Below are 15020 nucleotides of genomic sequence, written 5' to 3'. Positions count from 1 at the left end.
ATTATGGCCAAAATTGCCCTTTATCTTGCTGGCGGTGGAGCACGGGGCGCTTATCAAGTCGGTGTTTTAAAAGCCATTGATCACATTTTGCAGGTGAAAAGTCTGCCTTTTAACGTGGTCAGTGGCGTCAGTGTCGGGAGCATTAATGCTATAGTGCTCGCTGAAAATGCACAGAATTTTCCTGCTGCCGTTGAAAAATTAAATCATTTGTGGAGCGAAATTCGTTGCCAGCAGATTTACAATGCCAGCAATTATGAATTAAGCAAATCAGTTTTGCGTAATTTAAGCACCATGATCATTAAACAGCGCCAGGCAGGACATTTGCTCAATACCCAGCCTTTGCGCCGTTTTATTAGTGATAATGTCGATTTGAATTTGATTAATGAAAACATTGCCAATCAACATCTGGAAACCATAGAAATCATTACCAATTGTTATGAAACTCATCAAACTATCTCATTCTATAATCATGGAGATACAAATTTTGAGGATTGGCACTATCCTCGACATAGCAGTAAGAAAGTCCAATTGCAGACGGAACACATTCTAGCTTCAGCCGCTCTGCCGCTTTTTTTTCCTACGGTCAATATTGATGGGCAACATTACGGGGATGGCAGCATGGGATTGGTATCTCCTCTAAGAGGAGCCATCCGTTTTCAAGTGGATAAGATACTTATTTTGGGCACCCGTCATTTACCAACTTTCAAGGAAAATGAAGACTTGAAAAACGGAGACATTGGCTTTGCTCATATTTTAGGCTCTATGCTCAATGGATTATTTATGGACAATCTTGACAGAGACATTGAGATGGTGAATCACATGAATGAAATTGCCCGCCTCCTTTCCATGTGGAGAAAACGTTACTCCTCCTGGCGTCCAATCACCACCTTGCATCTTCGGCCCAGTTGTGACATGGCAAAAGTAGCTCAGGAACAATATAAAACCATGCCCGTTTTTCTTCGGTTTTTACTGAATACTCTAGGTGCCAAAAGCCATTCTGGTGATTTGCTCAGTTTTTTATTGTTTGAAAAAGAATTCACCAATGAACTAATCAAATTGGGTTATCAGGATACTCTTGCCGTTGCCCCGGAAATTCAGTCATTTTTTGATCAATAATACTATTCATATAACGCTCGACTTTGTGAAAAATTTACGAATCCCTGCGGTTTGATCATGGTTTAATCACAAGTCAATAAAAGGCCGAATCAATCTTTCTGTTTGATTCGTAATTTTTTTAACACCGATAAGGTATCTGGCATTACCCCATGCCAGATTTTAAAGGCTTCTGCGGCTTGTTCAACCAACATACCTAATCCATCCACTGCCTGACAGCCTAAGGCACGCACATAGGCCACAAAAGAAGTCACTCCTGAAGAACTATAGGCTAAATCGTAACAAAAAGGCCGATGAGCAAAAAGGCGGGAAGAAAAAGGAACTTCACCTTCACTGAGGCTTGAAGATGTAGCATTAATCACTATCTCAGAGGAAAAATCCAGATGCTCAAAAGAGCAGACTTCAATGGAAGGAAAATCCTTTTTTAGGGATTCTGCCTTACTTAAAGTACGATTGGCAACAAGCAGGCGGTCAGGAGAAAAATCAAGCAGTGGCGAAAGAATACCGCGTGCTGCCCCACCTGCACCAAGTATTAGAATGTTACGACCATTCAAAGTCAGATAACGCTGTAAATCCCGAATAAGTCCAATGCCATCCGTATTATCCGCCTGCAATTTCCCGCTTTCCATCCACAGCGTATTGGCGGCTTTTGCCGCCAAACATCTTTTTGTCGCCATGCTCGCCATAGCGTATGCACGTTCTTTAAAAGGCAAGGTTACATTTAATCCTCTCCCCCCTCGGGCAAAAAAATCATTGACCTGCTTTTCAAAGGCGTGTTCATCTCCGAGCAGCTTGTCGTACTGTAAGCTAATGTCCGCTTGACTTGCAAAATCCTGATGAATAACAGGAGAAAGACTATGGGCAACAGGATGACCAATAACGGCAAAACGATAACTCATACCCACCTCTGAAAAAATCTACGCCAATGGTTTATCTGACAAGCTCATCACCCGATATTTTCACATTAAGCTTTTCTCCACCATTTCAGTCAGATCGTTTGATAACTCGACAGAAGAAAGTTGTTTTAACTGTTTTTTCATCATCTTTTGTCTCGGCTTGTCAAATTGTTGCCAACGAGTAAATGGTGTAGCCAGGCGTGCGGCAACCTGTGGATTTATTTTATCCAAGGTGATTAATACATCCTTCAGGAAATCGTAGCCACTCCCATCTAAAGCATGAAAATTTCTTGGATTTGCCATGCAAAAGGTACCGATTAATGCCCGTACCTTATTTGGATTTTTAAGATTGAAATCCGGATGATGGATTAACTCCTTGACTCGCTCCAGCGTGGAAGGAAGCTCACTACTGGCCTGAACCGCAAACCATTTATCTAAAACCAGTTCATTCTGCTTCCATTGCTGGTAAAAATCTTGGCGTATTTTTTCCCGATCGGCTTTTTGAGAATTGAGTAACAAGGTAAAGCTGGCCATTTGATCACTCATGGTCCTTGCTTTGTTAAATTGCCGCTCACAAACTGACAAAGATTCTTCCTCATTGGCTTTCATCATGAACCATAAGCAGAGATTACGAAACTTGCGACGGGCATAAGCCTCATTGTATAGCCCGTGATCCTCTTTTTCCCATAATTCCTCATATATCTGCAACGCATTTTCAAATAAAAACTGTGCTAACTGATGGCGAAAAGCATCCCTTACTTTTTCAACGGCAGTAACATCCACTTCCCTTAAAAGGTCAATAACTTCCTGAAATCCGGGTGGTGTTAATAGTTCCGCTCTGAGTGCACGATCATAAGAATCATCCAGAAAAACATGCCGATAAGCCTGAAGCAAATCCTCGGAAATGACCCACTTCTCCTCAGGTAGATTTAACCATTGGTGAAGGCATTCCAAAGCCAGACTTTGTGCCGCATTCCACTTGGCATAGCCATTGACTTCATAACGCAACAACCCCAGCTTTTCTTCCTTATTCATGGGGTATTCCAATTTTACGGGGGCCGAAAAATCACGTAACAGGGAAACAATGGGCTTAACACCCAGGTGCTGAAAACTGAAAGATTGTTCAGCTTCTTTCAATTGTAGAACTTCATTTTCCACAGGTAGTTTTTCACCATCGGGGGAGAAAAGAGCAATTCGAATGGGAATATGAAAAGGCAATTTTTCCTTATTTTCAGGTGTGGGCGGGCAGCTTTGCTGCATATTAATTTTTAAGTGGCCTGCCTCATAATTCGTTTGCACCTTAACCACCGGTGTGCCTGCCTGACTGTACCAGCGTTTGAACTGAGTAAAATCAACATCATTGGCATCTTCCATGGCTTTAACAAAATCATCTATTGTCACTGCCTCACCATCGTGACGGTCAAAATATAAATCCATTCCCTTCCTAAAGCCCTCATCACCCAACAAGGTATGCTGCATTCGTATAACTTCTGCACCTTTGTTATAAACGGTAGCCGTATAAAAATTATTGATTTCCTGATAGGATTCCGGCCTGACAGGATGAGCCATGCTGCCGGCATCTTCCGGAAACTGGGTTGTCAATAATGCCTTGACATCTTGAATACGGTTAACCTCACGTGAATTCATGTCCCGGGAAAACTCCTGATCCCGAAACACCGTTAATCCTTCCTTAAGGCTCAGCTGAAACCAGTCACGACAGGTCACCCGGTTACCGGTCCAGTTGTGGAAATATTCATGAGCGACCACACCTTCAATATCAGCAAAGTCCTGATCGGTTGCTGTATCCGGTCTTGCAAGAATATATTTGGAATTAAAGATATTCAGTCCCTTATTTTCCATGGCTCCCATGTTAAAATCACTGACTGCCACAATCATAAAGATATCTAAATCGTATTCTCGATTATACCTCTCTTCATCCCAGTGCATGGCTTTTTTTAAAGAAGCCATGGCATGAGAACATTTATCCTCATTTCCAGGTTCCACATAAATTCGCAAGTCCACAGCTCGACCGGAAAAAGTATGAAATTCATCCCGAACACAAGCCAGATCCCCGGCCACTAACGCAAACAAATAGGAAGGCTTTTTAAAAGGATCCTGCCAGATGACCCAATGACGCCCGTTTTCAGCATCACCCTGAGCAATTAAATTCCCATTTGACAAAAGCACAGGATACTTTTTCTTATCGGCGCAAATACGAGTGTTGTACGTCGTGAGGACATCCGGGCGGTCGGGAAAAAAAGTGATGCGTCTGAAACCTTCTGCCTCACATTGAGTACAGAACAATTGATTTGAGCGATACAAGCCTTCCAATTTCGTATTCTCTTGCGGGTATATTTGAGTCACTACCTCCAGATGGAATTGGTCTGGGCAATCGTGAATATATAAATCATCCTCTTTAAGTTCATAATGCTCTGGCTTTAAAACCTGATCATTCATTTTTATTCCCAGCAGTTCCAGTTCGTCGCCATATAAATGCAATGGCCCCTCGCTTTGACGTTGCAACTGCATTTGGCTCGTCACCAGAGCATGATCATCATAAAGTTCAAAATTTAACTCTACTTGTTCAACAATAAAGGCCGGTTTCTGGTAATCTTTTAAATAAATGGTTTTTTTTGTCATATTACATCCTTCCAATAATGAATGTTTATAAAAACAGCCATCCAAATAATCAATTGATTCTTAAAAAAATTTTCAAAGCAAATGACTTTTGACTATACTCAGGTTAAGGGCTAGTGTCTCGCTTTTACAGGTGAAATGCAAAAAACCTTAACAAAAAAACAAATGGTTGTACCCGGCAGGGGGATTTTAAAAGGGGATCGATTATGAGCACGCATGATTTTTTGCAAAATTATACTCAACGCTTTGTGGATAATAAAGAAGAAGAAATAAGCCTGAATGAGTATCTTGAACTGTGTCAAACCGATCCTTCAGCCTATGCCAATCCAGCCGAGCGACTGCTGATGGCCATCGGCGATCCCGAGCTGGTAGATACAAGACATGATCCTGTTTTATCACGTATTTTCTCTAACAAAGTGATTCATCGTTATCCGGTATTTAAAGATTTTTATGGGCTGGAAGAGCCAATTGAACAAATTGTAGGGTTTCTCAAGCATGCAGCTCAAGGGCTGGAAGAAACAAAACAGGTCCTCTACCTGTTAGGTCCAGTCGGCGGAGGAAAGTCTTCCCTGGCCGAAAAATTAAAAGACCTGATGGAAAAAATCCCTTTTTATGCCATTAAAGGTTCGCCCGTGTTTGACTCCCCCTTATCCTTATTTAATCCGGATGAAGACGCCGAATTATTATACGAACGCTTTGGTATTCCGGCCAGACATCTCCGTTATGTGATGTCACCCTGGGCTGTCAAACGTCTACATGAATACAACGGGGATATCAGTCAATTCAAAGTCATCAAAATAAAACCTTCCCGCTTGAGACAAATCGCCATTGCCAAAACAGAGCCAGGGGATGAAAACAATCAGGATATCTCTTCCCTTGTCGGCAAAATTGATATACGTAAGCTGGAAGAATTTTCTCAGGATGATCCTGATGCATACAGCTACTCAGGCGGACTCTGCCGGGCAAACCGGGGACTAATGGAGTTTGTCGAAATGTTTAAAGCGCCTATTAAGGTATTGCATCCCTTACTGACAGCCACCCAGGAAGGAAATTATAATGCCACCGAAGGTTTATCAGCCATTCCTTTTGAAGGTATCATTTTAGCTCACTCCAATGAATCTGAATGGCAGAGTTTCCGTAACAACAAGAACAATGAAGCCTTTATTGACCGAATCAATATCGTCAAAGTTCCCTATTGTTTACGTGTCTCGGAAGAAATCAAAATTTACCAGAAACTTATCGACAGCAGCTCTCTGGCCAATGCTCACTGTGCTCCGGGCACGTTAAGTATGCTGGCGCAATTTTCCGTGCTGACTCGTCTGAAAGAGCCGCAAAATTCCAGCATTTATTCGAAAATGCGCGTTTACAACGGTGAATCCTTGAAAGACACTGATCCCAAGGCTAAATCTTATCAGGAATATAAAGACTTTGCGGGTGTGGACGAAGGAATGAGCGGTATTTCCACCCGATTTGCCTTTAAAATATTGTCCAAAGTCTTTAACTTTGACCATACCGAGGTCGCGGCAAACCCGGTACATCTGCTCTATGTTCTTGAACGCCAAATTGAACAGGAACAGTTTCCACAGGAGATGCATGAAAAATACCTCAATTTTATCAAGGAATATTTGTCACCCAAGTACGTGGAGTTCATAGGCAAGGAAATTCAGACGGCCTATCTGGAATCCTATTCTGAGTATGGTCAGAATATTTTTGATCGTTATGTCACCTATGCTGATTTCTGGATCCAGGATCAGGATTATCGTGACCCCGATACCGGGGAAATATTTGACCGTAGTTCTTTAAACATGGAACTGGAGAAAATTGAAAAACCTGCAGGTATCTCAAACCCGAAAGATTTTCGCAATGAAGTGGTCAACTTTGTGTTAAGAGCCCGTGCTAACAACCATGGCAAAAATCCGGTGTGGAACAGTTATGAAAAACTAAAATCGGTCATCGAGAAAAAGATGTTCACCAATACAGAGGATTTATTGCCTGTCATCTCCTTTAATGCCAAAGCCTCGGAAGATGATAAGAAAAAACATGAAGAATTCATCTCCCGCATGGTTGAAAAAGGCTATACCCGCAAACAGGTTCGACTGCTTTGTGAATGGTATTTGCGAGTACGCAAATCGCAGTAATGTGGAGAATTAAACGCTATGTCACAGCTGATTGACAGACGACAAAACGCCGGTAAAAAAAGTACTGTCAATCGACAGCGCTTTTTAAGGCGTTATAAAAATCAAATCAAACGTGCCGTTTCCGACGCCGTTGGCAGGCGAAGTATTACTGAAATTGATCAGGGGGAACAAATCACCATTCCTTCCAAAGATATTTCCGAACCTCGCTTTAAACAAGGTAAAGGAGGAAAAGTGGAGCGTGTTTTTCCCGGCAATGACAGTTTTATCAGCGGTGATCGTATCAAAAGACCGCAGGCCGGGGGTGGTGGTAATGGAGGAGGACAAGCCAGTAATACCGGTGAAGGCGAAGATGATTTTATTTTTGAATTGACGCGTGAAGAGTTTCTCGATATCTATTTTGAAGATTTGGAATTGCCTGACTTGGTGAAAAAAGAGCTCGCCAAAATCAATACTTTCAAGAACATACGAGCAGGTGTTACCACCAGCGGTATTCCCAGTAATATCAACGTCGTTCGTTCGATGAAACAAGCCGTCGGACGACGCATGGCATTGGCTGCTCCCTACAAAAGGCAACTGCGTGAAGCGGAAGAAGCCTTGGCCAGACTGAATGCTGACCCAAACGCTGAAAAAGTGGATCGATTAAGACTTGAGCGCGATATTGATTTTTTAACGAAGAAAATCAATTCCGTTCCTTTTATTGACACTCTTGATTTGCGCTATAACTATCGCATTCGCGTGCCCGCACCGTCAACACAAGCCGTCATGTTTTGTGTTATGGATGTCTCTGGTTCCATGGATGAGGCGAAAAAAGACATTGCCAAACGATTCTTCATTCTCTTATACATGTTTTTAACCAAAAATTATGAAAAAATAGAACTGGTTTTCATTCGCCACCATACTTCGGCCAAAGAAGTGGATGAAGAAGAATTTTTTTATTCACGGGAAACCGGGGGAACTGTTGTCTCAAGTGCTCTTGAGCTATTAAACAGCATTATTGAAGCCCGTTACCCACCTTCTTCCTGGAATATTTATGTCGCTCAGGCCTCCGACGGGGATAACTGGAATGCTGATTCACCTTATTGTCAGGAGTTGTTGCAGGAAAAAATCATGCCCTTACTGCAATATTTCGCCTATATCGAAATCATGCCCCGACATCACCAAAGCCTGTGGGAAGTCTATCAACAAGTGAAAGAACATTTCCCCAATTTTGCTATGGAAAATATTGATCATGTCTCTGATATTTATCCAGTATTTCGCGAGTTGTTCAAAAGGAAAAGCGCATGAGAAAAAAACCTTTATCCACAGGGTCCGAATGGAGCTTTGAACTGATTCAAACCTACGATGAAGAAATTGCGCGTATTGCAAAAGACTTCAAGCTGGACACATACCCAAATCAAATTGAAGTTATCTCTGCGGAGCAGATGATGGATGCCTATTCATCTGTCGGCATGCCCATCGGTTATCATCACTGGTCTTTTGGGAAACATTTTGTCGGCGTTGAAAAAAGCTATAAACGTGGGCAAATGGGGCTGGCTTATGAGTTGGTCATTAACTCCAATCCCTGTATCTCTTATCTCATGGAAGAAAACACCATGGCCATGCAGGCTTTGGTCATCGCTCATGCCTGTTATGGTCACAATTCTTTTTTCAAAAATAATTATTTATATAAAATGTGGACCTCTGCCGATGCCATTATTGATTATCTTGTGTTTGCCAGAAAATATATCAGTGATTGTGAACTGCGTTATGGCATTGATGAGGTAGAATCCATTCTCGATGCCTGTCACGCCTTGATGAATTATGGTGTTGACCGTTATAAGCATCCGAGCGGCTTATCCATTCAGGAGGAAAAAATACGTCAGCAAAACCGTGAAATGTATCTTCAATCCCAGGTTAATGAATTATGGCGTACCATCCCGCAAAAGAAAAAAATGGATGAGAACGGTCGTAAAAAACGTTTTCCGGAAGAGCCACAGGAAAATATTCTTTATTTCATTGAAAAAAATGCGCCTTTGCTTGAGCCCTGGCAAAGGGAAATTGTTCGCATCGTCAGAAAGGTAGCGCAATATTTTTACCCACAAGGCCAAACCAAGGTCATGAACGAAGGATGGGCCTGCTTCTGGCATTACACGCTATTGCATGCCTTATACGATGAAGGATTGGTCACCGATGAGTTCATGCTGGAAATTCTGCAAAGCCATACCAATGTCATCATGCAGCCCCCATACAACAGTCCCTATTATAATGGCATTAATCCTTATACACTGGGTTATCATATGATGCAGGACATTAAACGCATCTGCGAAAATCCAACGGAAGAAGATAAGCGCTGGTTTCCTTATCTGGTTCACAAAGACTGGCTAAGCAGCCTGGATTCTGCCATGCGCAATTTCAAGGATGAGAGCTTCATAGCCCAATATCTATCCCCCCGCCTCATTCGTGAACTGAAACTGTTTCATATCATAGACGATGATCAACAGCCTGAGCTAATTGTTAATGCCATTCATGATGAATCTGGTTATGCGAAAATTCGCTCAGCCCTATCCAAACAATATAATCTGGGTAATCTCGAACCGGATATTCAAGTTTTCTCCGTGGATACAGAAGGCGATCGTTCTTTGACCCTTCATTACAGCCAGCAAAATCATGTGCCATTAGCCGATACGGCTCTGGACGTTCTCAAACATCTATATGCTCTTTGGAAATTTCCAGTGGTATTAAAAACCATTGACTCAGAAGGAAATATTGTCTCTGAACTTCACTGTCCTCCTCTTAACCGTGAAAAAAATACATAACTCAATTAGACGTAAGTATCACGCCTAAACGAGAGAGATTGTATCTTTCACAAATCCTCAATCATGAGGGATATCCATCCTCTTTAAAGCATGCTAATGTTAAAAATCAGGATGTAGGAACTTGAGTCCAAAATAAAAGATAAATTACCTAAACTCCGAAATCCTGAACTACAAAATGGATTTGTAACTCATGTTAGACAGCACCGTATTTTTTTAGCGGATTTTGATTATTTCGGATGTTCAAAGCAGCGTTTACTGGAGTAAATGAACATTTGACAGCAAATATTCGCCGCCGCTCGACATGAGTTTGTAATTAAAGCAAGGAGAACAGCACATGAAAGGCATAAAAATTGAGCAACAAAAGTTATTACAGGACCTCAAATTGCAATTGGCTGAAAATGAAGAAGCATTGCAAAAAATTCATAATAACAATCTCAAAGCTTTAAGAGAACGTGGAGGAGCAAAATTTTTTGCTGAATTTGCAGCTCTCGGTCAGTTAAACCTGAAATTTGCCGATGCTGACAAATTTTCTGACAAAATGAGCTGCTTTTCCCAATTAAAAGACACCTCAGAAGGTTATTTTCATGAATTTCAAACGTTCATGTGCAGAGTACTCAACCTGAATGCGCATCATTCAGAAAAAGAGATTCAAACCCTTCAGGCGGCTTTTGAAACCACAGCCAGACAATATTATTCTTCATTGGTACAGATGAATCTGCAACTAAAAGAATTGATCCTGAACCGCTTTCAAAAAACTTCTCTCTTTAAAACCCCAAACGTCAGTAAAGACATTGATCTGCTGAAAGAAAATATTACTCTTACAAAAAACAAGATAAAGGCATTTGAAGATGCAATGAACGAGGCTTCATTACAATTGATTAAAAATAATTTATATAGTGATTCGACTTGCCAAAATGAGAATCATAAGAAACTCATTTCAATTAACTTAAAAGCAGCTATAGATAATTTGGAAAGTGAATATCGTCATGCCTATGACCAAGCTTATGGCAAAACAGGCTTCTGGCGTAATTTTAAAAACTGGTCCAGAAAAAAGGAGCGGGATCAGGAAATCCAGTTCCTTAAAGACGTCTCTAATCACCCTGATGCCAATGACGCTATACGTTATGAAGCCATGCTACTGGTTCATAATAAAATCAGCGAAAGTGAAGTATTTAGCGACAAAAGCCAACTAAAAAAGATTCTCGATAACCTTACTCTACCTGATTTCACAGGCTTCAAAGATGAGCAAAACGATTTGAATCGCTTTCTTAAAGCTCATAAAGACATCCGATTACCAACTGGTCTTTCTTGTTATTATGAAAAACATAAAGGACAATACAGTTGTGATAACCTTGTAAAATATAGTTAACTCATGTTGGACATAAGGAAACAATATTGTTTTCTTATGTCCAACTCTGCGATATTTGCCTGAACTTATAAAAAGCTTTGTTTTTTCACAGGATAGCACTCGTTTAGCGGCATAAAGAGTTAGGGATGTGGCATATGCTTAAGAGCTCCCTATAATAGACCTGCCGTGGAATGTGGAATTTACATGCCTTTCAAACTAATGGAGTCATCCCAGGGAAATGCCGTTTCCGTGAACAAATATTGCTGCGGTTTAAATTCCGAAGCGTCCAATGTATTAACTCTTACAACCACCTTATCTTTATATTCGGTAGGAAATGCATATAATTGAGTAGAACAAACAGGACAGAAATGCATAATGATTGGATTTCCGCTTCCTCCCTTATACGTATAAGTTTGGGTTTCCTTTGCTTTTTGTAACTGAGCTTGATCAAAAACCATTCCACATAAATGTCCTCCACTATTTAATAATCGGCAATCATTGCAATAACAAATAAATTGAAATTCTGGCTTATTCTTGATGGCAAAGGTGTTTTTACCACAATGGCACTTTCCAGTTAACTCATTTATCATCATTTTTCTCCCTTTTTTGGCAGTTTTTTTCGTAAAATGTTGGCGATATGGATTATCCCATACCTTTTATGAATATAAACTCACCATTCAAATTTCTCTATCTCTTCCGAAGACTTACAAACAAGTAGAGATCAACAAAGGCTTTGATATTTTACGTTTGTATACTTCGTCATATGAGTTCATAATTTCCAAGCAAGTTTGTTTGGACTCAGGTATAATGGCATTTTGATCTTAAAAAAGGCCTAAATATGCGAAATTTTCTTTCTTGCTTATTCATTGTCCTATTGTCTTTCGGTCTGTTTATCAATGAAGCATCGGCAAAACGATTTGGCGGCGGCAGAAGTTTTGGTGTACAACGCTCTCATAGCAGCCTTTTTTCATCCCATAAACCAAAAACCACTGCACTAAAGGGACAACGAGCTAATACAGGCAAATGGGGTGGAATATTAGGTGGAGCCTTAATCGGTGGTTTATTAGCCAGTTTGTTTATGGGGCATGGCTTAATGAATGGTTTAATAACCTGGCTGATGCTGGGCTTTGCCGTCTTTCTCATCGTCAGTTTATTACGAAAAAAAATGCAGCCCGGAATGCAGTTCGCCCAGTCTAATGCTAATGCATTCAGATCAAACTCGTATAATAACTTTGCTCAATCCAATGCCTTTGGCAATAGCAGTACTGATTTTGATGAGGAAGGCTTTTTACGCAATGCAAAAGTGACCTTTATTCGGTTACAGGCAGCATATGATCAAAAAAATCTGCAGGATATTCAATCCTTTACTTCACCTGAAGTCTATGCAGAAATTAAAATGCAACTGGATGAACGTGACGATAAACCGAATAAAACGGAAGTGATTGATTTAAACGCAAGATTACTGGATGTTTCCAAGCAAACACAATCTACTGTTGCCAGTGTTCATTTTACCGGTTCCATTAAAGAGGATGAAGCCATTATCCAACTCGATGAAATATGGCATTTTTATCAGTTTACATATTCAAATGAATGGCTTGTCAGTGGTATCCAGCAAGAAGTGTATCAACCCTAAAGCAAAAACCGCTACAGCACTGTTACTCATACAGTGCTGTCTCCTGAACAATGCCTTGAGAGGCTAGCCAATAGACTTTGCTCTCTCATTCAGAGCGAAATCATACCTTGTTATTAACCAAATTTGTATCATTTCCGCGCTGGCCTGCGCGGAAATGACCGCCTTTAATCCCTTTATAAAAATATTAGGGTGTGTCTACACTCTTGTTATCATATTTTTTAAAGCGTTCTGAGAAAAGCCGTTAGATCTTGTTTTTCATCTTTTGTTAACTGTAATTGCAAGACCAGGTTGAAAAATTCTACTGTATCTTCCAGAGTTAACAGCCGACCATCATGTAAATAAGGTGGTGAATCCTTAATGCCGCGCAGCGGGAAAGTTTTTATCGGACCATCAGCTGCTGCCATACGTCCATTAATCATCTGAGGTTTAAAAAACCGTTCCGTCTTTAAATTATGCATGCTGTTATCGGTATAATAAGGAGGAGCATGGCAAGTGGCACATTTCGCCTTTCCAAAAAACAATTCCTGACCGCGCAATTCCTCTTTGCTTGCCTTATTGGGATCAAGTTTACCCTCCCAGTTTAATTTTGGCGCAGGGGGGAAATCAAATAGCTCCTGGACTTCCGCCATAAAATGTACTTGACTTCCCCGTTCAAGAATATTGACCCCTTTTTTGGTTGCTATTACTGGATCACCGTCGAAATAAGCCGCTCTTTGCTCAAATTCGGTAAAATCCTCTACTGATTTTAAAGCACGCTGTGAACCGAACAAGCGCTGAATATTCACGCCGCGCAAGCTGGGAGTATCAATACGATGACGGAATTCCTGTGGACGAATATCTCCTACCAAATGCGTCGCTGCATTGGTATGGCCGTTCACATGGCAATCTAAACAGGCAACTCCTCGGCTGGTTAATTTTGAACGACGATCTTTGGTCTGATTAAACTGCTGTTGGGGAAAAGGCGTCACCAGTAACCTTAAACCTTCCAATTGTTTGGGGTTCAGTATGCCATTAAACAATTCGTAATAATTGGTAATATTCACCAGTTTACCTTTTGATACATCACCCAAATCCGGCCGTGTAGTTAAAAAAATAGGCGGAGGAAATGGAGGTAAAAAATGCTCCGGAATATCAAAATCCAAATCAAAGCGTGTCAAATCACGTCCTTCCTGTTTATTCAGCTCATCGATAAAAAACTGGGGGAAAAGCATTCCTCCTTCTGCATGATTTGGGTGAGGCAAGGGTAAAAATCCCTGCGGGAATACCCCTTTTTCCTTGATTTCATCCGCCGTCATTTTAGCCAGATCTTCCCAAGTCAATCCCTGTGGAAGTTTAACCCTTACGCCTTCCTGTATGGGCTTACCATTTGACATGGTTACATCTTTTGCTGGCCGGTTACTCAAGTCATAGCGTTTTTCAAGCAAATCTTTTTGTTTTTGGTTAACGCTTTCCTTTTCGCCTGACATCCGCTGGAGAATGCTCTGGAAGTCTTCTTCAATCACAACGGGCATGTAACTGGAGGGCTGATCGGCTTGAACAGTAGTCAGAAAACTGAATAAACCAATCATTAATCCATATCTTTTTTTAAGCATGATAAAATCCGTTTTATATATATGAATTAATAATTTTATGGGAATTGTGAGACATCGACAATATCTCATCACCGTATAATTTAATTTTTATTCTGATTTTTAAGCTTTTGAATTTTTAAACGTCTTTCACAGGCAGGGAGAGATAACTCCTTGACAATTCAGAGATTCTATCTTCTAAATACCCGGTGTTGAAATTATTTAATTTTTGTCAAAAGGATTTTCTTTTATGGATATAAAAGCGAAGAAGATGATTCAGCGTTTACTGAATGTGACTCAGCAAAACATTCTGCCATTGACATATGAAAGCGTCAGGGCCGGAAATAAATTGTTTGGCGCTGCGATTTTAAAAAAAAATGACTTGTCTGTTGTTGTGGCAGGTACAAATAGAGAGCTTGAAAATCCACTATGGCACGGCGAAGTCTATACCATTAAAAAATTCTATGAGTTACCCGCCAACGAAAGACCCGATCCGAAGGATTGCATTTTTTATAGCACTCATGAACCATGCCCCCTTTGTCTCTCAGCCATTACCTGGGGAGGATATGATGTTTTTTATTATTTATTCAGTTATATGGATACGCGTGATGTCTTTAATATGCCCCATGATCTCAGGATATTAAAAGAAGTCTTTAAATGTGAAAACGGCCACTATGCTAAAGAAAATTATTATTGGAAAGGCTACAGTATATTAGAAATGATTAAGCACTGCGATAAAGCCAGTCAGCAGGAATTGCAACAACAAATTCAGGAACTGAAGCGAAGCTATGATGATTTGGCCCAGCTCTATCAGCAGTGCAAACCGGATAAAGGTGTTCCCTTAAATTAACATGAGTTCGACACAAGAAACGAATTGTTCAGCAAACATCAT

General features: G+C 40.7%; 11 protein-coding genes. 7 read left to right on the top strand and 4 right to left on the bottom strand.

Annotation, left to right across the window (positions count from 1 at the left end; translation table 11 throughout):
* Nucleotides 1–1116 (top strand): patatin-like phospholipase family protein, encoded by a 1116-nt coding sequence (locus tag E4T55_RS08865; RefSeq protein WP_115325332.1) that lies wholly within the window; start codon nt 1–3, stop codon nt 1114–1116.
* A gap of 89 nt (nt 1117–1205) precedes the next feature.
* Here E4T55_RS08865 and aroE read toward each other — a convergent pair whose 3' ends face one another.
* Nucleotides 1206–2012, bottom strand: a complete 807-nt coding sequence (gene aroE / locus E4T55_RS08860) for a shikimate dehydrogenase (RefSeq protein ID WP_058501389.1) — start codon at nt 2010–2012, stop codon at nt 1206–1208.
* A 60-nt stretch (nt 2013–2072) separates the two neighbouring features.
* Nucleotides 2073–4649, bottom strand: a complete 2577-nt coding sequence (gene pepN, locus E4T55_RS08855; protein ID WP_058501388.1) for an aminopeptidase N — start codon at nt 4647–4649, stop codon at nt 2073–2075.
* A 203-nt stretch (nt 4650–4852) separates the two neighbouring features.
* On the opposite strand from pepN, the gene E4T55_RS08850 reads away from it, so the two are divergent.
* The 4 genes from E4T55_RS08850 (at nt 4853) to E4T55_RS08835 (ending at nt 10948) form a co-directional block, all read left to right on the top strand.
* Nucleotides 4853–6784, top strand: a complete 1932-nt coding sequence (locus tag E4T55_RS08850) for a PrkA family serine protein kinase (protein WP_058501387.1) — start codon at nt 4853–4855, stop codon at nt 6782–6784.
* A gap of 18 nt (nt 6785–6802) precedes the next feature.
* Entirely contained in the window at nt 6803–8068 is a 1266-nt protein-coding gene (locus E4T55_RS08845) for a YeaH/YhbH family protein (protein ID WP_058501386.1), read from the top strand.
* Nucleotides 8065–9579 (top strand): SpoVR family protein, encoded by a 1515-nt coding sequence (locus E4T55_RS08840; RefSeq protein WP_058501385.1) that lies wholly within the window; start codon nt 8065–8067, stop codon nt 9577–9579. The genes E4T55_RS08845 and E4T55_RS08840 overlap by 4 nt, the downstream gene beginning before the upstream one ends.
* 334 nt (nt 9580–9913) lie before the next feature.
* Complete coding sequence (locus E4T55_RS08835; RefSeq protein WP_058501384.1) at nt 9914–10948, top strand: hypothetical protein; 1035 nt, start codon at nt 9914–9916, stop codon at nt 10946–10948.
* Between the two features lie 179 nt (nt 10949–11127).
* Here the strand turns inward: E4T55_RS08835 and E4T55_RS08830 are convergent, their stop codons facing one another.
* Nucleotides 11128–11520: a GFA family protein gene (locus E4T55_RS08830; protein WP_058501383.1), complete on the bottom strand. Its 393-nt coding sequence runs from the start codon at nt 11518–11520 to the stop codon at nt 11128–11130.
* A 245-nt stretch (nt 11521–11765) separates the two neighbouring features.
* Here E4T55_RS08830 and E4T55_RS08825 point away from each other — a divergent pair, with 245 nt between their 5' ends.
* A complete protein-coding gene (locus E4T55_RS08825; RefSeq protein ID WP_058501382.1) occupies nt 11766–12560 on the top strand; it encodes a Tim44 domain-containing protein in 795 nt (264 codons plus the stop codon).
* A gap of 218 nt (nt 12561–12778) precedes the next feature.
* Here the strand turns inward: E4T55_RS08825 and E4T55_RS08820 are convergent, their stop codons facing one another.
* Nucleotides 12779–14152: a cytochrome B6 gene (locus E4T55_RS08820; protein ID WP_082636503.1), complete on the bottom strand. Its 1374-nt coding sequence runs from the start codon at nt 14150–14152 to the stop codon at nt 12779–12781.
* Between the two features lie 226 nt (nt 14153–14378).
* Here E4T55_RS08820 and E4T55_RS08815 point away from each other — a divergent pair, with 226 nt between their 5' ends.
* Entirely contained in the window at nt 14379–14978 is a 600-nt protein-coding gene (locus E4T55_RS08815) for a nucleoside deaminase (RefSeq protein ID WP_058501381.1), read from the top strand.
* Nucleotides 14979–15020 lie beyond the last annotated feature (42 nt).

This window comes from Legionella israelensis (assembly GCF_004571175.1).
Classification (GTDB): Bacteria; Pseudomonadota; Gammaproteobacteria; order Legionellales; family Legionellaceae; genus Legionella_D; species Legionella_D israelensis.
This window is presented reverse-complemented; position numbering and strand designations above follow the sequence as displayed.

Excerpts from the sequence above, each read along its gene's own strand:
- E4T55_RS08815 (WP_058501381.1), top strand. The coding sequence starts at position 14,379 with ATGGATATAAAAGCGAAGAAGATGATTCAGCGTTTACTGAATGTGACT.
- pepN (WP_058501388.1), bottom strand. The coding sequence starts at position 4,649 with ATGACAAAAAAAACCATTTATTTAAAAGATTACCAGAAACCGGCCTTT.
- E4T55_RS08845 (WP_058501386.1), top strand. The coding sequence starts at position 6,803 with ATGTCACAGCTGATTGACAGACGACAAAACGCCGGTAAAAAAAGTACT.
- E4T55_RS08835 (WP_058501384.1), top strand. The coding sequence starts at position 9,914 with ATGAAAGGCATAAAAATTGAGCAACAAAAGTTATTACAGGACCTCAAA.
- E4T55_RS08840 (WP_058501385.1), top strand. The coding sequence starts at position 8,065 with ATGAGAAAAAAACCTTTATCCACAGGGTCCGAATGGAGCTTTGAACTG.
- E4T55_RS08850 (WP_058501387.1), top strand. The coding sequence starts at position 4,853 with ATGAGCACGCATGATTTTTTGCAAAATTATACTCAACGCTTTGTGGAT.
- aroE (WP_058501389.1), bottom strand. The coding sequence starts at position 2,012 with ATGAGTTATCGTTTTGCCGTTATTGGTCATCCTGTTGCCCATAGTCTT.
- E4T55_RS08825 (WP_058501382.1), top strand. The coding sequence starts at position 11,766 with ATGCGAAATTTTCTTTCTTGCTTATTCATTGTCCTATTGTCTTTCGGT.
- E4T55_RS08820 (WP_082636503.1), bottom strand. The coding sequence starts at position 14,152 with ATGCTTAAAAAAAGATATGGATTAATGATTGGTTTATTCAGTTTTCTG.
- E4T55_RS08830 (WP_058501383.1), bottom strand. The coding sequence starts at position 11,520 with ATGATGATAAATGAGTTAACTGGAAAGTGCCATTGTGGTAAAAACACC.